The sequence below is a fragment of the Seonamhaeicola sp. ABD4_340 genome, from assembly GCF_056312135.1.
On the sequence record NZ_CM149981.1, the window covers coordinates 1,520,606 to 1,538,746 of the forward strand.

The 18,141-nt window shown below is 32.3% G+C and carries 16 protein-coding genes; 7 read left to right on the plus strand and 9 right to left on the minus strand.

The window, feature by feature from the left end; genetic code table 11:
• Positions 1–27 precede the first annotated feature (27 nt).
• Positions 28–2,121, minus strand: coding sequence for a M13 family metallopeptidase (locus ACYX4H_RS06625; protein ID WP_476238425.1), 2,094 nt, complete (start codon positions 2,119–2,121; stop codon positions 28–30).
• 215 nt (positions 2,122–2,336) lie between these two features.
• Positions 2,337–2,849, minus strand: coding sequence for a hypothetical protein (locus ACYX4H_RS06630; RefSeq protein WP_475294818.1), 513 nt, complete (start codon positions 2,847–2,849; stop codon positions 2,337–2,339).
• A gap of 116 nt (positions 2,850–2,965) precedes the next feature.
• Here ACYX4H_RS06630 and ACYX4H_RS06635 point away from each other — a divergent pair, with 116 nt between their 5' ends.
• The 3 genes from ACYX4H_RS06635 to ACYX4H_RS06645 all read left to right on the plus strand — a co-directional run bounded on the left by ACYX4H_RS06635 (position 2,966) and on the right by ACYX4H_RS06645 (position 5,759).
• Positions 2,966–3,556: a HupE/UreJ family protein gene (locus tag ACYX4H_RS06635; protein WP_476238426.1), complete on the plus strand. Its 591-nt coding sequence runs from the start codon at positions 2,966–2,968 to the stop codon at positions 3,554–3,556.
• A 176-nt stretch (positions 3,557–3,732) separates the two neighbouring features.
• Positions 3,733–4,164 carry a deoxycytidylate deaminase gene (locus ACYX4H_RS06640; RefSeq protein WP_475294816.1) on the plus strand — a complete coding sequence of 144 codons (432 nt, stop codon included), beginning with the start codon at positions 3,733–3,735 and terminating at the stop codon, positions 4,162–4,164.
• Complete coding sequence (locus tag ACYX4H_RS06645) at positions 4,164–5,759, plus strand: S41 family peptidase (RefSeq protein WP_476238427.1); 1,596 nt, start codon at positions 4,164–4,166, stop codon at positions 5,757–5,759. The genes ACYX4H_RS06640 and ACYX4H_RS06645 overlap by 1 nt, the downstream gene beginning before the upstream one ends.
• On the opposite strand, the gene ACYX4H_RS06650 is transcribed toward ACYX4H_RS06645, so the two are convergent.
• Genes ACYX4H_RS06650 through ACYX4H_RS06660 form a run of 3 tightly spaced genes read right to left on the minus strand, consistent with a single transcriptional unit; the run spans position 5,760 to position 7,161 of the window.
• Positions 5,760–6,368 (minus strand): FAD-dependent oxidoreductase, encoded by a 609-nt coding sequence (locus ACYX4H_RS06650; RefSeq protein ID WP_476238428.1) that lies wholly within the window; start codon positions 6,366–6,368, stop codon positions 5,760–5,762.
• Positions 6,369–6,373: 5 nt separating this feature from the next.
• On the minus strand, positions 6,374–6,577 hold the full coding sequence (locus tag ACYX4H_RS06655) for a hypothetical protein (protein ID WP_476238430.1): 204 nt from the start codon (positions 6,575–6,577) through the stop codon (positions 6,374–6,376).
• A complete protein-coding gene (locus ACYX4H_RS06660) occupies positions 6,577–7,161 on the minus strand; it encodes a MarC family protein (RefSeq protein ID WP_475294812.1) in 585 nt (194 codons plus the stop codon). The genes ACYX4H_RS06655 and ACYX4H_RS06660 overlap by 1 nt, the downstream gene beginning before the upstream one ends.
• 89 nt (positions 7,162–7,250) lie before the next feature.
• On the opposite strand from ACYX4H_RS06660, the gene ACYX4H_RS06665 reads away from it, so the two are divergent.
• Entirely contained in the window at positions 7,251–7,817 is a 567-nt protein-coding gene (locus tag ACYX4H_RS06665) for a DUF3109 family protein (protein ID WP_476238431.1), read from the plus strand.
• Positions 7,818–7,875: 58 nt separating this feature from the next.
• Here the strand turns inward: ACYX4H_RS06665 and ACYX4H_RS06670 are convergent, their stop codons facing one another.
• Positions 7,876–9,180: an esterase-like activity of phytase family protein gene (locus tag ACYX4H_RS06670; RefSeq protein WP_476238432.1), complete on the minus strand. Its 1,305-nt coding sequence runs from the start codon at positions 9,178–9,180 to the stop codon at positions 7,876–7,878.
• Positions 9,181–9,650: 470 nt separating this feature from the next.
• On the opposite strand from ACYX4H_RS06670, the gene ACYX4H_RS06675 reads away from it, so the two are divergent.
• Positions 9,651–10,631: a ribonucleotide-diphosphate reductase subunit beta gene (locus ACYX4H_RS06675; protein WP_475294804.1), complete on the plus strand. Its 981-nt coding sequence runs from the start codon at positions 9,651–9,653 to the stop codon at positions 10,629–10,631.
• 187 nt (positions 10,632–10,818) lie between these two features.
• Complete coding sequence (locus tag ACYX4H_RS06680) at positions 10,819–13,308, plus strand: ribonucleoside-diphosphate reductase subunit alpha (RefSeq protein WP_476238434.1); 2,490 nt, start codon at positions 10,819–10,821, stop codon at positions 13,306–13,308.
• Positions 13,309–13,403: 95 nt separating this feature from the next.
• On the opposite strand, the gene ACYX4H_RS06685 is transcribed toward ACYX4H_RS06680, so the two are convergent.
• The 3 genes from ACYX4H_RS06685 to ACYX4H_RS06695 form a co-directional block, all read right to left on the minus strand.
• A complete protein-coding gene (locus ACYX4H_RS06685) occupies positions 13,404–14,267 on the minus strand; it encodes an OmpA/MotB family protein (RefSeq protein WP_476238435.1) in 864 nt (287 codons plus the stop codon).
• 130 nt (positions 14,268–14,397) lie between these two features.
• The gene (locus ACYX4H_RS06690; RefSeq protein ID WP_476238436.1) at positions 14,398–15,117 is read right to left on the minus strand and encodes a DUF6503 family protein; all 720 of its coding nucleotides are present in this window, start codon (positions 15,115–15,117) and stop codon (positions 14,398–14,400) included.
• 89 nt (positions 15,118–15,206) lie between these two features.
• Positions 15,207–17,504 (minus strand): inorganic phosphate transporter, encoded by a 2,298-nt coding sequence (locus ACYX4H_RS06695; RefSeq protein WP_476238636.1) that lies wholly within the window; start codon positions 17,502–17,504, stop codon positions 15,207–15,209.
• 275 nt (positions 17,505–17,779) lie between these two features.
• Here ACYX4H_RS06695 and ACYX4H_RS06700 point away from each other — a divergent pair, with 275 nt between their 5' ends.
• The gene (locus ACYX4H_RS06700) at positions 17,780–18,130 is read left to right on the plus strand and encodes a toxin-antitoxin system YwqK family antitoxin (protein ID WP_475294799.1); all 351 of its coding nucleotides are present in this window, start codon (positions 17,780–17,782) and stop codon (positions 18,128–18,130) included.
• The last annotated feature ends 11 nt before the right edge of the window (positions 18,131–18,141 follow it).

Below are 18,141 nucleotides of genomic sequence, written 5' to 3' on the forward strand. Positions count from 1 at the left end.
TTTTTTTGATTTATAAGCCATTGGTTGTTACCAAATTTTAACACGGTTTTCTGGCTTTATGTATAATTTGTCGCCTTCTTTAATATCAAAAGCAGTATAAAAAGCATCAACGTTTAAAAGTGGTTGAACCGCTCTTGTCATACCTGGTGAATGCGGATCGGTTTTAATTTGATTTTTAAGCGCATCATCTCTCATTTTGGTTCTCCAAATGGTTCCCCAAGACATAAAGAAACGTTGTTCTGGTGTAAAACCATCAATGTTTTCAGGTCTTCCCTTTTCTTCAATACTTAACTGTAAAGCATCATAAGCAGCAACTACACCACCTAAATCACCAATGTTTTCGCCTAAAGTAAACGGACCGTTTATGTTAGTTTCAGGTAAAACTTCAATCGCGCTATATTGGTCTGCAAGGTTTTTGCCTAAAGTTTCAAATTGTTTTAAATCTTCGTCTGTCCACCAGTTGTTTAAGTTACCATCTTTATCATAACGTGCTCCAGAATCATCAAAACAATGTGAAATTTCATGACCAATAACAGCACCAATTCCACCATAATTTACTGCATCATCAGCTTGGTAGTTGTAAAAAGGCGGTTGTAAAATAGCTGCAGGGAACACAATTTCATTAAACGCCGGATTAAAATATGCGTTTACCACTTGTGGTGCCATAAACCAGCGGCTTTTATCAACAGGTTGTCCTAAATCTTTTAGGTTTGAATTGTGCGACCATTTACTTGCATTAAGCATGTTTTGGAAGAATGATCCGCCTTCTTCTACACCACTTATTTCTAGCTCAGAGTAGTCTCTCCAAGTATCAGGATATGCTATTTTTACTTTTAAAGCCAATAGTTTTTCAACAGCTTTTTCTTTAGTTTCAGGGCTCATCCAATCTAGGTTATTAATTCTATTTTCATAGGCTTTAATAACGTTGGCAATCATTTTTTCTGCTTTTACTTTAGCTTCTGGCGGAAATTTTTCATCAACATAAAGTTTTCCTAAAGCCTCGCCAATAGTACCGTTAAGGGTTTGTAATGCATCTTCATCACGTGGCTGTTGCTTTTTTGCACCTCTTAAGGTTTTACTGTAAAATTCCCAAGATGCCGTTTCTAAATCTGTACTTAAAGAACCGGCAGCATCGTTAAATAAATTCCAGCGTAGGTATGATTTCCAATCGTCTACATTATTTTCGGCAAAAATGTTTTGTAAAGCATTCATGTATTTAACTTCGCTAACAATAACGGTATCAATTTGGGTAACGCCAATACCAGTGAAGTAGTTTTTCCAGTTTATTGCGGGTACCATTTTTTGTAAATCTGCAATAGATCTTGGGTTGAAGCGTTTGCGAGCATCTCTTCGGTCTACCTTATCCATTCTAGGTTCAGCCAAACGCGTTTCAAAAGCTAGAATTTTTTCAGCTTCAGTATTTGCAGTAGCTTCGTCATTACCTAAAAACTGAAGCATTTTTGTTATGTAAGCTACATATTGCGCTCTTTTTTCTTTAGAGTCTTCATCATCCTTTACATAGTAATCTCTATCTGGTAAACCTAAACCGCCAGTGCCAAGGTAGCCTGCATTAATATTACTATTTTTAGTGTGAGGTGATACACCAAAACCAAAAAAGCCACCACCACCAAGAGGTTCCATTTCAACCAAATAATTTTGTAAATCTTGAATGTTTTTAATGGCGTTAACTTTTGCTAAATAAGGTTTAATAGGCTCTAAACCTTGTTTGTTTCTGTTAATAGTATCCATAATGGTTTGAAAAAGCATAACGGCTTTTTCTTGGTCTGAACCAGGAACGACATTTATTTTATTAAGATCTTTATCATCGGCCATGGCAGCTCTTAAAATAGCAAGAGCATCGTCATTGGTGTTTTTTCTTAATTCATCAAAGCTTCCCCAGCGGGTACGATCGTCAGGAATTTCATTGTTGTCAAGCCATTTTCCGTTTACGTATCTAAAAAAATCGTCACTTGGTTTAACAGATGTATCCATGAATTCTACATTAATTCCTGGTGTGGTTTCTGCCTGTGCAGTTTCTTTTTTTGCATCATTTTTACAAGATGCTACACCCAACAATATGGCCAAACCATAAACGGGTATTAGTTTTGAGTTAGTTTTCATTTTTAAAGAACTATGTTTTAAGTTTTTTTATGAGACGCACTTATTGCAAGATTGTTTCATATTTTTTGTTAAAAAAGTTTTAAGCTTACAATTTAATGCTAATACTTGTTTTTTTGGCTTAAACAATAAATATATTAACATTTTTTTAATAAAATGAGAGCAAAAAAATAGGCGTACTACACATACGCCTATTTTTAAAATGGATTTACCAATTATTATGGTTTTATAATGTCTTGATTATCAAACTCTATTTTTTTATTTATTTGAAGGTTTAAGTTTGAAAAAGCAATAAAAACATCTTTAATAACAGCTAAAAGTTCTGTTTTAGAGGTAGATTGTAAATTATATAAACTTTCTAGTTTTAAAAACTTGGTTTCAAAAGCATTAATTCTTGCCGTAATTGAGGCGGCGTTTAATGGTTTAGGTATGTTTTTCTTTAAATCTGTTAAGGTGTTGTTTACAACTTCTTTGTTTTCTAAGAAAAACGATAAATCGGCTTTTTTTAAATTAACAATTACTTCTTTTAATTGTGTATACTCTGTCCATTCTGCCACAAAAACTTGGGCTTTTTCATCAAGTAAATAATCGGCGTATTTAATTTTAGTAATATCTTTTTCTGTTACTTTATGGTTTTGGTTTTCAGTGTTTTTGGTAGTGTCTTCAGCGTTTTTTTTGCATGAAAACATTGTGAAAAATATGCATAAAGCACTAATTACTAATTTGTTCATAAAGCTTGTTTTATTAGTATAACGCAAATATATACTAATAGTTTATTTTTTAATTTAATTAATAAAAATTATAAGTTAATTGTATCTTTGGGCGCTACCCTAAAAGCTTAATTATTATGATGGAAAATTTTTGGTTTAATGTTGAATACGGAATAAATCATGTATTAGATATTAATGCCTATGACCATGTTTTATTTTTAATTGCATTAACTGTACCGTATCTTTTTAAAAACTGGAAGCGCGTTTTGCTTTTAGTATCTACATTTACTTTAGGGCATACATTATCATTAGTATTGGCATCATACGGTGTTGTTAGAATTAATGCAGAAATAGTTGAATTTTTAATACCGGTAACCATTTTTGTTGTAGCATTATTTAATGTGTTTACAGCAGGTAAAAATGCGCAAAAAGAAAAAATTGGTGTTTTGTTTATATCTACACTATTTTTTGGTTTAATTCATGGTTTAGGTTTTGCTAGAGAGTTTCAAATTTTGTTAGGCGATTCAGATAATAAATTAATAATGTTGCTAGAGTTTGCTTTAGGTATAGAAATTGCGCAGTTAATTATAGTTTTTATAGTGTTATTTTTGGGCTACATTGTGCAAACAATCTTTCGCTTTTCAAAAAGAGATTGGGTTATGGTAATTTCGGCTATTGTAGTTGGTTTGGTTATACCAATGATTTTAGAAAGTGATTTTTTAGCCTAATAACACAACTTTTTAAAGTACTTTTAACGTAAATACCACAAAACCTGTAGTATTTTATAAAACTTTAACTAACAAGCATTGTATTTAAAATACATAGCAAGTATATTCGTTATACATATTGTGTTTACGTTATAAAAACAAAAACGTAATAAACACATACTTTAATAAACATATTAATGCCAGAACAAAAACAATTAAAGTACGATAAGGCATATTTAAGAATTGCTAAAGAGTGGGGGAAGTTATCTTATTGCAAACGCAAACAAGTAGGCGCCCTAATAGTTAAAGACAGAATGATAATTTCTGACGGCTATAACGGAACACCATCTGGTTTTGAAAATTGTTGCGAAGATGAAGAAAATTATACAAAATGGTACGTTTTACATGCCGAAGCCAATGCTATTTTAAAAGTAGCAGCATCAACACAATCTTGTAAAGGTGCTACATTGTACATAACACTATCGCCATGCAAAGAGTGTAGTAAGCTCATTCATCAGGCCGGTATTGTTAGGGTGGTTTATCACACAAAATATAAAGATGATTCAGGCCTAAAGTTTCTTAAAAAAGCAGGTGTAGAACTTAAATTAATTGAAGATATAACAGCCTAATGCCTTACAAAAAAAAATATTTGCCACTTTTACTAGGTGTAGCCACAGCCGCAGGTATTTTTATTGGCGGTAAACTAAATTTTAGTGATTCGCCAGATAAGTTATTTTCAACCAACAGTAAAAAAGAAAAGTTAAACAGGCTAATAGATTATATTGAATACGATTATGTAGATGATATTAACACAGATAGTATTGTTGATGTTACCGTTAATGGCATTTTAGATAATTTAGACCCGCACTCTGTTTACATTCCAAAAGAAGATTTAGAGCGCGTTACTGAAAACATGAAAGGTGATTTTGTAGGTATTGGCGTTAGTTTTTACACCTACCGAGACACTATTACAGTTATTAGAGCTATTGAAGGTGGCCCAAGTGAAAAAGCGGGTATTAGAGGCGGCGATAGAATTTTGATAGCTAATGGCGATTCACTTTTTGGTGATAAAATTTTAGATACCGAAATTATAAAAACACTTAAAGGCCCTATAAATTCAAAGGTAGATTTAACAATATACAGAAAAGGTGCACCAAAACTTTTAAATTTTACTGTAAAACGTGGTGTAATACCCATAAAAAGTGTTGATGCATCATACATGCTTACTAATAAGTTGGGCTACATAAAAGTTAACAGGTTTGCAGAGTCAACATATAAAGAATTTAAAAAAGCACTTGAAAAACTTATAGATAGTGGCGCTGCAGAAATAGCCCTAGATTTACGAGGAAACCCAGGCGGATTTTTAACCATAGCAGAACAAATGGTTGATGAGTTTTTAGGTAAAAATAAACTCATTTTATTCACAAAAGATAAAAGAGGCCATATAGAAGAAAGTTATGCTACCAAACGTGGTAGTTTTGAAAACGGAAAGGTATATGTGCTCATAGATGAAAACTCAGCATCGGCTAGCGAAATTGTGGCTGGTGCGCTTCAAGATAACGATAAAGGTGTTATTGTAGGGAGGAGAAGTTACGGCAAAGGCTTAGTGCAACGCGAAATGGATTTGGGTGATGGTAGCGCTGTACGTTTAACGGTGTCTCGTTACTATACACCAACAGGCAGATCTATTCAAAGGCCTTATAAAACCATTGGTCATAAAGATTATTATGATGAATATTCTGAAAGATTAGATAGTGGCGAACTCTTAGATCCTACTAAAATTGAAGTAGCCGATTCTTTAAAGTTTAAAACACCAAAAGGCAAAATAGTGTATGGCGGTGGCGGTATAATTCCTGATGTTTTTGTACCTATAGATAATACCTTGCATAATGAAACATTACAATATATAGAACAATATCAGTTTTTTGATAACTTTATTTTTAGGCAGTTAGATTTAGATCGTCATGCGTATGACGGTATTTCAAGAAAAGATTTTATTGAAAGTTTTGAAGTAGATGACGATATGGTTATAAAATTTCAAGATTATGTAAATACCCAAACACGGTCAAAAATAACCTTTGTAGCGTATCATGATGAGGTAAAGCAATATTTAAAAGCATCATTAGCCGAACAATTGTACGGTAATGGGGCTTTTGAAGAAGTTATTAATAAAACAGATATAATGATTGAAGAGGTTATTAAGTTAAGTGAAACAGCACCTTAATTATTCACTAACCTTATCATGTACTTTGGTGTGTTTACCGTCATTCCAAAGTGTTAAAATATCTGTAGCTACATGTGCTCCACTACCAGTAGCCATGGCAAATTGGCTACGCCATCCGGCAAGTGAACCTGCAACGTATAGGTTTTCTTCAATTAAATGATCATTGTTTTTTAGCCAAATACGCTCTTTCTCAATTGGTGAGCGAGGGTGTGGTGCAATATAACTTTCTAAACCCTTAATACGCATTAAATTAGTGTATCCAACAGCAACTACTACAATTTCAGTTTTATATGTGTTTTTGTTGGTTATAACTTTAAATCCATCTTCAGTTTTACAGATTTCTATAACCTTTTCTTTTTCAATTTGATTAACGTGAGGATATAAATCTTTGAGTTGTTGTTTCCCGCTTTCTAAAATAGAAGCGCCAGTAGTTCCAGGAGCTAGCCCCAAAACATTATTAAATAAAGCAGTTTGTAAATGCGATGTTTTTTGGTGCACTAAAATACCAACGCGTTTATTTTGTGCAAAAGATTTGTTTTTTGCAGAGCCTAAAACCAATGCGCAAGATAAACCTGCGGCTCCGCCTCCTATAATTAGTGTGTTAAACATAAATTCTATTTACGTTCTTTTGCCTTTTGTTCAATTTTTTTTGAAATTCTTAAAATAAGCATTAATGCTATAGCGCATAAACCAGCAACTATAGTAATTATAGCCACCATACTTTCTCCAGTAAAAGGCGCATTAAAATTTATTTTTGTGAAGTTGAAAATAGTCATAGCACTGGCTAAAACTATAATAATTAAGGTTGCTATTTTCATTATATATTTAGTAGAATTTTAATATTTACAGCAAAAAGTTTAACGGCAATAGCTAATAAAATTACACCAAAAACTTTTCTAATTATATTAATACCGTTTTGGCCTAAAAAACGTTCAATTTTTTTTGAGGTTTTTAAAACTACAAAAATAACAATAACGTTAAGTATAATGGCAATTATAATGTTTTCAACTCTAAACTCTGCACGTAATGATAACAAGGTGGTTAAACTACCTGGGCCTGCAATTAAAGGGAATGCTAACGGAAAAATTGAAGCCGTCATTACATTGTTTTCTTCTTCTTTGTAAAGTGTAATGCCTAAAATCATTTCTAAAGCAATAAAAAATAAAATAAAAGCACCAGCAATGGCAAAAGAGTTAACATCAATACCAATAAGGTTTAAAATGCTTTTACCCAAAAACAGAAAAACAATCATAATGGCACCTGCAATAATTGAGGCTTTCTCGCTTTGAATATGACCTACCTTTTTGCGTAAATCTATTATAATAGGTATGTTGCCAATAATATCAATTACTGCAAATAAAACCATAAATGCGGTAAAAATTTCTTTAAATATTAACTGCATGCTTATTTTTTTAAATTTTCTGCAAATGTCGGTATTTAATACAACATTTAGGTGTTAAATTAAATTTAAAGTTTTCTATTTTTGCAAGCATGTTTCAATTAGGAAAAACTATAATATCAGAAGATGTGCTTAAAAAAGAATTTGTATGCAATTTAAGTGCATGCAAAGGCGCATGTTGTATTGATGGTGATGCAGGAGCACCACTTGATGAAGCCGAAACTAAAATACTTGAAGATATTTACCCAAAAGTAAAGCCTTTTTTACGTAAAGAAGGTATTGAGGCTATTGAGCACCAAGGTACTTTTATAACTACAGAAGATGGTGAGCTGGAAACACCTTTAATTGGTAATGCAGATTGTGCTTACGTGATTTTTGATGAAAATAACACGGCACTTTGTGCTATTGAAGAAGCTTATAACCAAGGTGAAGTTAGCTGGAAAAAACCAGTGTCTTGCCATTTATACCCTATTAGAGTTACAGATTATACCGAGTTTTCTGCGGTTAATTACCATAAATGGCAAATATGTGATGATGCCTGTGAGTTGGGTGAAGAATTAGGCGTGCCAGTTTATAAATTTGTTAAAGAAGCACTCATTAGAAAGTTTGGTGAAGATTGGTATATGGAGCTAGAGAAGGAATCTGAAAAGTTTAAATAAAAAAAAGCGGCTTTTTTAGATGCCGCTTTTTTTTTATTGCGCAATTCAATTAATTGTATTAGAAGTTTACAATGTATAGTGTATTGCCGTCTATATTTTCACTAGTTTCGGTGTTTGAAATGTATTTTTGTATAGTAGCACTGTTGTCACCCGTCCAAACAGCAAAATCATCATCATTAATAACGCCAATTGTAGTAGGGTTTATTAACCAAATACCTTCAAGTTTGTCATGTGGATAGTCACCTAATTCAGCAATTAAATCTACGGCTAATGTTTTGGTAACAGGTGTAATGCCGGCATTTGCTAACTCAGTCCAAGTACATTGTTCAATAGTTTTTCCGTTTATTAGTTTTCCGTTTAAAGTATCATCTGCATCAGATACATCGGTAGCATTAGAAATGTCTATTTTGTAAATGTGTTTTTGTACTTGGCTCTTATCTTTGTCTTTAGTAAAAGCGCCATCTCTTTCAACAATTAAAAATTCGGTATTGCTTAATGCAACAATTTCAGAGTTTGAGTTTTTAGCTTTTTCTTGTTTGTGTAAATACTGTTTTGTGGCGCCCGTTTCAATATCAAAAGTAACAATTCTTGTTATTGTAAAATCGGCAACTTCAGCTTTACTAGGGTTGTAAAGTGTAGATTGCATAATGCCTACCAAAGTTTTTTCATCTGGAGTAATAGCTAAACCTTCCATACCTCTATTGGCCCAACGCGTTTCAAAAACAGCAGGTAGTTTTCTGTCTCCAGTTTCACCTGTAATTCCTTTGGGGCTAAGTCTTTCTAATTGTTTTCCGTTTGCATCAAAATGCACAATGTGTGGTCCATATTCATCAGATACCCAAAAACTACCATCTTTCATGGCTACTAAACCTTCGCTATCTAAACCATATTTATCATCATCAAGTGTGGTGGTTTGGTCTTCGGCGTACGCGGTTTCACCTGTAGCTCCATAACCTTCAGGGTTTGGTCTTCCGCTTATGTTAACTCCGGCAGGATTTTTAAATAAAATTTCTCTAATCATTTCAATGCTGCCATCAGTATTTAACTTAAAGTGGCCAATACGAGGTGTGTAATTTGGTGTAGGGAAAATTTTATCACTACCAAATTTAATGTTAGCACCCCTATCGGTTAATGCATAAAATTCACCTTCGTTAGTTGGGTGAGCGGTAGCGGCAGAACCAAAACCACCATTTCTTACTTCTACATTATTACTAGTTGTTTTTAAAACAGAGTAAGGTAATTTAATGCCTTTGTTTGAAATTTCTGGAAGTTGGTAAGGTGCTGGCGTGTCATCATCATTACAGGCCGTAAAAGTTGTAGCTAAAGCAGCTGTAAAAACTACTTTTAAAATGTGTGTTTTCATGTTGTTGTTTCTAGTTTTTAAAGCTTGTAAGGTAGTTTTATGTTATTAAGCTTTTGTGTTGGTTTTTTTAACTTGACGTTAATTTTTGCAGTTAATTTGGTGTAATTATTTAATGTTTAAATAATGCATTGCTTAATGTGTAATTGTATATTTATTGTTGAAATTAACAAGTAATAAACAACTTGTAAAATTCCTTATAAAACCCTTTGTTTTTAAGGTTTTTAGTGTTTAAAAACTATTTTTTCTTGTAAACTTTTTTAATTTCAAAAAAAGTTAAATAACTGAAAAACAATACTGTAGGTGTTTTTTCTTGTAAACTTCTCAGTACTAGTACTTTTTTAGTTTGTTAAAAACTTGTTGAAAAGCTTTCTAAAAAAATGTGAAATTATATTGATGATTTTACCATCTTTGTTACACTCTAATTCTGAGTAAAAAAGCAATTAATTTAATATAATAATCCATTTAAAGTTATGTCCCAGGCAGTAGAACCTATTCTTCAAGAAAATAAAGATCGTTTTGTAATTTTTCCTATTCAACACCATGATATTTGGGAATGGTATAAAAAATCGGAAGCCAGTTTTTGGACTGCAGAAGAAATAGATTTACACCAAGATTTAACGGATTGGTCATCAAAATTAAATGATGATGAGCGCTATTTTATTAAACATATTTTAGCGTTTTTTGCTGCTAGTGATGGTATTGTAAACGAAAATTTAGCCGAAAACTTTGTGAATGAAGTACAATATAGCGAAGCTAAATTTTTCTACGGTTTCCAAATTATGATGGAAAACATTCACAGTGAAACCTACTCATTGTTAATTGATACTTATGTAAAAGACGAAAAAGAAAAAGATATATTATTTAAAGCGTTAGAAAACTTTCCTGCAATTAAAAAGAAAGCAGATTGGGCTTTAAAATGGATAGAATCCCCAAGTTTTGCAGAACGATTAATTGCCTTTGCAGCCGTTGAGGGTATTTTCTTTTCAGGAGCATTTTGTTCTATTTTCTGGTTAAAAAAACGTGGTTTAATGCCAGGTTTAACCTTTTCAAACGAATTAATTTCAAGAGATGAAGGTGTGCATTGTGATTTTGCTGTGCATCTACACCAAAACCACTTAGTAAATAAAGTACCAAAATCTAGAATTAAAGAAATTTTAGTTGATGCTTTAGATATTGAGCGCGAGTTTATCACAGAATCTTTACCTGTGAGCTTAATTGGAATGAATGCCAATTTAATGACCCAATATTTAGAGTTTGTAACAGACAGACTTTTAAATGAATTGGGTTGTGAAAAAGTATATAACACGTCTAACCCATTTGATTTTATGGATATGATTTCGTTACAAGGAAAAACTAATTTCTTTGAAAAACGTGTGTCTGAATATCAAAAAGCAGGTGTTTTAAATAAAGAAGAAGAAAAAGACAAATTTAGCTTTGATGCCGATTTTTAATCTGTAAAAGCTAGTTCAAAATTTTCTTAAGAACCCTATTATTTTCCACTAAAAGAAAATAAGCTAATTATTATATTTTTTATCCAACTAAACTACTCTAATTAACCACTAGAGGCATTTTTAGTATAACTAACTAATCCATAATCTGAAGTAATTCAGGTAAAAAAACTTAAAAGTAAACAGCAGTATGTATGTAATTAAAAGAGACGGCAGAAAAGAACAAGTAATGTTCGACAAAATCACCGCAAGGGTGAGAAAACTATGTTATGGTTTAAACGAGTTGGTAGATCCTTTAAAGGTAACCATGCGCGTTATTGAAGGGTTGTATGATGGTGTAACCACCAGTGAACTTGATAATTTAGCAAGTGAAATAGCTGCTACAATGACAACCGCACACCCAGATTATGCGCGTTTAGCAGCTAGAATTTCAGTATCAAACTTACACAAAAACACTAAAAAAACATTTAGTGAAGTTATGCAAGATTTATATGCATATGTAAACCCAAGAACAGGAAAAGAAGCACCACTGCTGTCTGATGAGGTTTACAATGTTATTATGGAAAACAAAGAGCGATTAGACTCTACCATAATTTACAACCGCGATTTTGGTTATGATTACTTTGGATTTAAAACATTAGAGCGTTCATACCTTTTAAAACTAAATGGTAAAATTGCAGAGCGCCCACAGCATATGTTAATGCGTGTATCTGTAGGTATTCATTTAAATGATATTGAATCGGCAATTGAAACTTACGAGTTAATGTCTAAAAAATACTTTACACACGCCACACCAACATTATTTAACTCTGGTACACCAAAACCACAAATGTCTTCTTGCTTTTTATTAACAATGAAAGAAGATAGTATTGATGGCATTTATGACACCTTAAAACAAACAGCTAAAATATCGCAATCTGCTGGTGGTATTGGTTTAGCTATGCATAACATACGAGCAACAGGAAGTTATATTGCCGGTACAAATGGCACAAGTAATGGTATAGTGCCAATGCTACGCGTGTTTAATGATACTGCACGTTATGTAGACCAAGGTGGTGGTAAACGTAAAGGAAGTTTTGCCGTGTACTTAGAGCCTTGGCATGCTGATATTTTTGACTTTTTAGATTTGAAGAAGAATCATGGTAAAGAAGAAATGCGTGCACGCGATTTATTTTACGCTATGTGGATTCCAGATTTATTCATGAAACGTGTTGAACAAGATGCTGAATGGACGCTTATGTGCCCAAATGAATGCCCAGGATTACCCGATACGCACAGTGAAGAGTTTGAAGCTTTATACGCAAAATATGAAGCTGAAGGAAAAGGACGAAAGAAAATTAAAGCACGTGAGCTTTGGGAAAAAATATTAGAATCTCAAATTGAAACAGGTACACCATATATGCTGTATAAAGATTCTGCTAACCGAAAATCAAATCAGCAAAATTTAGGTACCATTCGCTCATCAAACCTATGTACTGAAATTTTAGAATACACATCGCCAGATGAGGTTGCAGTATGTAATTTGGCATCTATTGCCTTACCAATGTTTATTAAAAATGGCGCGTTTGATCATAAAGAACTATATAGAATTACTAAACGTGTTACTAAAAACTTAAACAAGGTAATTGATAGAAATTACTATCCTGTAAAAGAGGCCGAAAATTCAAACATGCGTCACCGTCCAATTGGTTTAGGTGTACAAGGTTTGGCCGATACGTTTATAAAATTACGCATGCCATTTACTAGTGATGAAGCTAAAAAATTAAACCAAGAAATTTTTGAAACCCTTTATTTTGCTGCAGTTACAGCAAGTATGGAAGAAGCAAAAGCCGATGGGGCTTATCAAACTTATGAAGGTTCTCCAATTAGTAAAGGTGAGTTTCAGCATAACCTTTGGGGCTTAAAAGATGAAGATTTAAGTGGCCGTTGGGATTGGGATAAACTACGTAAAGATGTTGTTAAAAATGGCGTACGTAACTCATTGTTAGTAGCGCCAATGCCAACAGCATCAACATCGCAAATTTTAGGAAATAATGAGTGTTTTGAGCCTTACACATCAAACATTTACACACGTCGTGTATTATCGGGTGAGTTTATTGTTGTAAACAAACATTTATTAGAAGATTTAGTAGAATTAGGCCTTTGGAACGAAGCGCTTAAACAAGACATCATGAGGGCTAATGGTTCAATTCAAGGTATTGATATTATTCCGCAAGATATAAAAGATCTTTACAAAACAGTTTGGGAATTAAGTATGAAAGATATTATTGATATGTCTCGCCAACGCGGGTATTTCATTGATCAATCACAATCTTTAAACTTATTTATGGAAGGCGCTACTATGGCAAAACTAACATCAATGCATTTTTACGCTTGGAAAAGCGGCTTAAAAACAGGTATGTACTATTTACGTACAAAAAGTGCTGTTGATGCCATTAAGTTTACATTACAAACTACTAAAAAAGAACAGCCTAAAGCTGAAGCTGTTGAAGTTGATAACGTAGCTGTAGAGCAACATAAAGCTAAAAAAGAAAAATTAGCAGCCCAAAATGCCGCTAAGTTTGCTAAACAAAATACTGCAGAAGTTGATGTTGAACCAATGACTGCCGAAGAAATGAAAGCGCTTATTGCACAAGCAAAAGAAGCCGAAGGCGATGATTGCTTAATGTGCGGTTCTTAAGAACTGGGTTGTTCCCTCGAAAGGGGGAACCCCAAATTTAAAAAGAGCATCTCATTTTGAGATGCTCTTTTTGATTTTAGAAAATAATGGATTAATTAATCTTCTATATTATTGTTTGCAACAGTTGTATTGTTTTCACTCATTAACGCAAAAAACTTATCAATATTGGGTAAAATAATAATTTTTGTACGTCGGTTTTTTGCTCTATTATCTTTTGTGTTGTTATCGGCAATAGGTTGGTAGCTACTTCTGCCTGCAGCAATAAGTTTTTCTGGTGCTACATTATATTTTTCTTGAAGTTTTCTAACAACCGATGTGGCTCTCATAACACTCAAATCCCAGTTGTCTGCTAAAAATTCTGTGCTAATTGTTCTTGCATCAGTGTGTCCTTCAACCATAACATCTAAACTAGGTTCAGAGTTAATAACATCGGCTAATTTTTTTAAAACATTATCGGCTTTATTGCTTAATCTGTAACTTCCGGTGTTAAATAACATATTATCTGCTATAGAAATCATAACAACGGTTTCATTAATATTTACGGCAAAATCTTCGTCATTATTCATATTGCTTTCGCTTATAGTTTTTTCTAAATTATAAGCAACGGCTAAATTCATTGAATCTTTAAGCGTTTTTGCTTGAGCAAGTTTTGCAGCATCAACGTTTTTTAATGTTTCGCGCATTTTTTCTTTTGTACTATTAGAAATAACGGCAACATTACTAACGGCATCTAATTTGGTATCGTTTTCTTGTTTTAAAGTTGAAATTTTAGCGTTGTATTCATCAACACGTGCTTGAATTTTGCTAAACTTGGCTTCTAAATCTTCTTTTGCAACTCTAGTTTTAAGTAGTTCGCTTTTTATATTTCCATTTTCTTGCTGTAAAGCAACATATTTTTTCTTTGATACACATGAAAAAGTAACTGTAGCTGCAAGTAGCAATGCAAAAAATTTATTCATAATAATAATTTTAGGTTTACTATTATGTACGAAGCTTAGCTTTATATAGATGTTTTATATAAAATAGATGCTTTTAAATTTTTGTTAAAAAAAGTATGAAAACGTTGTGTTTTTGTTGGTATACAGTGTTTTAGTATAAAATGTCTGTGCCTAAATGTTTGTTGTTTTTGTTGTAATACCAAGCTCTGTTTTTAGGCATTTTAACGCCGTTTATCGTTTTTATGTCTGATAGTAGTATGTACTCTCCAGAGTCTTTTTTAACGGTGCCATTCTCATTGGTTTTGTAAAATTGATAGGCCTCCATGGCGTAAGTTTTAGGGTTGAAATAAATGTACCATACATCATTACCAACGGCTTCATCATAATTTGCTTTGAGTACTAAATAAGTTTTTCCTTTAAATTGCTTTTTTTCAACAGTTGGGTTAATGTTGGTGCCAGGGTCTTTTAGTTTCATAGGTAAACCATAAAGGTATGTGTAATAGTTTTTATAAAGTGCAGCACGATCACAATTTAAGTTGTGTTTTTTTATATTTTCTTCTGAAATGTTTTCAGAATTATTCAAAGCAAATGAACATTTGTTTTTATCAATGGTAAAGCGTGTTGTAATGGTATCTTTGGTAGCGGTAACTTGAAAATATTCATTGGGTAAATCTATTAAAACAGCGCTAACTCTGGGTGAATTATTAGGTGTTTCCATGGTGATAACAAAATTTCCTTTAAAGGTGGACCATTTGTTTTGTGGATCATGAAAGGATATGCTTTTTTCAAGCAATTCAGTGGCTGTTAATTGTTGTGAAAAAGCGTTGTTAAAAGCACATAAACAGCTGAAAAGTAAGAGATAAATTTTCATGGTGTAATTATTAATATAATATAGTTAAATGTACAAAAAACAAAAGCACCTAGTTAGGTGCTTTTGAAAAATATATTAAAAAAAATGGTTTATTCTTCCTCGTCTTTTTTGGCTACTGTTGCTGGTGCAACAGAGTCGTCATGCGCATTGTAATACTCTTCAAGAAGGCTCATGGTTGCAGTAAGTAAATCTTTTGTTTCTAATAAAATACCAAAGTATAACGTCGTGTTTTTTGGGCTAGATTCTTCGGTTCTAGTACGTTCAACTTGCTTTTGAATTTTATTGGTTAACAAATTGAACATACTTTCTTTTTTAGCTAACACAGCACCTATTTTATCAAATGAACCTGAGCTAAAAGCTTCTTTTGTGTTTTCAAATAGTTTTTCAAAAATAGCATCAATTTCTTTCAGCTCTTTAATTTGACTAAACTTTAACTTTTTATGGTTGTTGTTTACGTGTTTGTAACTGGTGTTAGATATGTATGTTAAAGATTGCGCCATATCTTGTAAATATCTTAAAATGTTTAGGTAAAAGTTACTGGCACTTACACTTGGCTCATCTAGATTTTTGATAAAGTAGAAAATATGATCTTTTAGTTCATCAATTTCATCACTTAAAGCTTCAACCTGGTTTTTATTCTTTTTTAAAGATTTTAAATTATGAGTTGCAAGTCCATTTACAGCATTGGTGTAAATTTTATTACCACGTTTAACAACCGTAGCTATGTTGCTTGCACTTTCAGTTATTACACCTTGTATAGAACTGCTTTCAGCTTTTTGAAGGCTATCTTCGGCTTTAAGAATTTTAGCTTGTTTTCTATGACTTAGATAGTTTCTTACTAATACAAAAATGGCAAATGCAATTAAAGCAACTAATGCATAACCTCTTCCGTAGTATAAAATTAAAGCCATTATAGCTGCAGCAACAAAGGCACTTAAGGCTGTTAAAAACCAACCTCCAACAACGTTTAGTACACCTGCAACTCTATAAACAGCACTTTCGCTTCCCCAAGCCCTGTCTGCTAATGATGTACCCATGGCAACCATAAAAGTAACGTATGTTGTAGAAAGCGGCAATTTTAATGATGTTGCTAAAGATATTAATACACTAGCAACCATTAGGTTTACGGCAGCTCTAACCATATCAAAAGCTGGTAAATCTTCTTTTTTTATGGCCGCAGATATTGTTGCTTTTTCAAATTGTTTTTCTATTTTATTTTTTGCCGATTGCGGTAGTAAATTATTAACACTTTCTGCAGTTGCGATAGTCATTCTAACTATGCTTCTAGATAAAAAGTTAGGTTCAAAACGTTCTTTAACATTATCTTGACGCGATAAATCAACCGATGTTTTTACAACCGCTTTGGCTTTACTAGAAAACCATAAGGTTAATACCATAACCAAGCCTGCAATTAGCAAAATGTATGTTGGTGTGAATATTTTTTGACCAAGGCTTTCCATGGTGAACTCTGTTGCAGATAGACCTAATGTATTTATTTCAGGATTACCAAAATCCATGTAAGCTTGATATGCACCTGTTGTAGGCCCAATAAAATTTACTAAATCATTGCCAGCAAAAGCAACTGCAAGTGCAAATGTGCCTATTACAATAATTATTTTGTAAATATTTACTTTTAAAAATTGTATAAGCAATAATGAAATTAAAGTGAATAATGCAAAACCAATAAGTAAAACTAAACTTGTATTGTTATTTATAAAACTAACAATAGTATCATTCATAAAAGAGGCGTTTTTAATACCTTTTATAAGAATGAAATACATAATAGATGTTACTGCAAGACCACTAAAAATAGCACCATAATATTTAGGTTTTTTAGCAAAATTAAATGATAGTAATATACGAGCTACATATTGTACTATAGCACCAACAGAAAAGGCTACAACAACCGATAGTAGTATGCCCAGAATAATTTCAATAGCTTTTTCATTGTTTATAAAGTTACCTAAATCTAAAAGCGTAAGACTTTTATCGGCAGTAATTTTAATAATAGCAACACAAACTGATGCGCCTAAAAGCTCAAAAACAATAGACACTGTTGTTGATGTTGGTAAACCTAGAGTGTTAAAAAAGTCTAGCAGTAAAATGTCAGTAATCATAACCGCCATAAAAATGATCATGATTTCATCAAATACAAATTGCCCGGGTACAAAAATACCTTTACGCGCAATTTCCATCATACCACTAGATGAAAGTGCTCCAAAAGCAACACCAATACTAGCAACAATCATTAAAGTTTTAAAAGACACAGCTTTTGAGCCAATGGCTGAGTTTAAGAAGTTTACAGCATCATTACTTACACCCACAACCAAATCTGCAATTGCCAAAACAGCAAGCGCAATTATCATAAAAGTATACAAACTATCCATTAAAAAGAAGTAAAATATATTGTGAGCAAATGTCAATATTTTAATTAAACCTAATGTTATGCTAATGTTATGTTCTTTCTGTACTTATTTAATTAAATTAAAGTTTTGCTAGTTACCTTAGCTTATGTGCCAATGTCATTATTTTAAATAATAACAAAAGCCTGTAAATCAATACAATACAAGTTTAATGTTAAATTAATGTTATGTAAATGTTGTGTAAATGTAAATTATTTTATATATTTGTAACGTAATAATTAATTAAAACCCCACATATTATGAAAAAATATATTTTATTATTAGCAGTTGTGTTCATGGGAATTTCAGTATACGCTCAAGATAAGAATGTTACGGTAAAGCATGAACAAAAAAATGATTTAGTTGAATCAACCTATTTTTATGCAGATGGAACTGTACAACAAAAAGGTACGTTTAACAAAGAAGGAAAGTTACATGGCACATGGACTAGCTTTGATACTAAAGGAAACAAAATAGCCGTTGGAAATTATGAGAATGGAAAAAAAGTTGGAAAATGGACGTTTTGGGCCAATGGTGTAGCTAAAGAAGTTAATTACAAGAATTCTAAAATTGCTAAAATTACTGAAGTAAGCAGTAACAATAGCCTATAATTTAGATAATT

Coding starts and splice junctions, on each gene's coding strand:
- ACYX4H_RS06635 (WP_476238426.1), top strand. CDS start 2,966: ATGATGGAAAATTTTTGGTTTAATGTTGAATACGGAATAAATCATGTA.
- ACYX4H_RS06640 (WP_475294816.1), top strand. CDS start 3,733: ATGCCAGAACAAAAACAATTAAAGTACGATAAGGCATATTTAAGAATT.
- ACYX4H_RS06675 (WP_475294804.1), top strand. CDS start 9,651: ATGTCCCAGGCAGTAGAACCTATTCTTCAAGAAAATAAAGATCGTTTT.
- ACYX4H_RS06665 (WP_476238431.1), top strand. CDS start 7,251: ATGTTTCAATTAGGAAAAACTATAATATCAGAAGATGTGCTTAAAAAA.
- ACYX4H_RS06680 (WP_476238434.1), top strand. CDS start 10,819: ATGTATGTAATTAAAAGAGACGGCAGAAAAGAACAAGTAATGTTCGAC.
- ACYX4H_RS06695 (WP_476238636.1), bottom strand. CDS start 17,504: ATGGATAGTTTGTATACTTTTATGATAATTGCGCTTGCTGTTTTGGCA.
- ACYX4H_RS06685 (WP_476238435.1), bottom strand. CDS start 14,267: ATGAATAAATTTTTTGCATTGCTACTTGCAGCTACAGTTACTTTTTCA.
- ACYX4H_RS06625 (WP_476238425.1), bottom strand. CDS start 2,121: ATGAAAACTAACTCAAAACTAATACCCGTTTATGGTTTGGCCATATTG.
- ACYX4H_RS06690 (WP_476238436.1), bottom strand. CDS start 15,117: ATGAAAATTTATCTCTTACTTTTCAGCTGTTTATGTGCTTTTAACAAC.
- ACYX4H_RS06700 (WP_475294799.1), top strand. CDS start 17,780: ATGAAAAAATATATTTTATTATTAGCAGTTGTGTTCATGGGAATTTCA.
- ACYX4H_RS06650 (WP_476238428.1), bottom strand. CDS start 6,368: ATGTTTAACACACTAATTATAGGAGGCGGAGCCGCAGGTTTATCTTGC.
- ACYX4H_RS06670 (WP_476238432.1), bottom strand. CDS start 9,180: ATGAAAACACACATTTTAAAAGTAGTTTTTACAGCTGCTTTAGCTACA.
- ACYX4H_RS06655 (WP_476238430.1), bottom strand. CDS start 6,577: ATGAAAATAGCAACCTTAATTATTATAGTTTTAGCCAGTGCTATGACT.
- ACYX4H_RS06660 (WP_475294812.1), bottom strand. CDS start 7,161: ATGCAGTTAATATTTAAAGAAATTTTTACCGCATTTATGGTTTTATTT.
- ACYX4H_RS06645 (WP_476238427.1), top strand. CDS start 4,164: ATGCCTTACAAAAAAAAATATTTGCCACTTTTACTAGGTGTAGCCACA.
- ACYX4H_RS06630 (WP_475294818.1), bottom strand. CDS start 2,849: ATGAACAAATTAGTAATTAGTGCTTTATGCATATTTTTCACAATGTTT.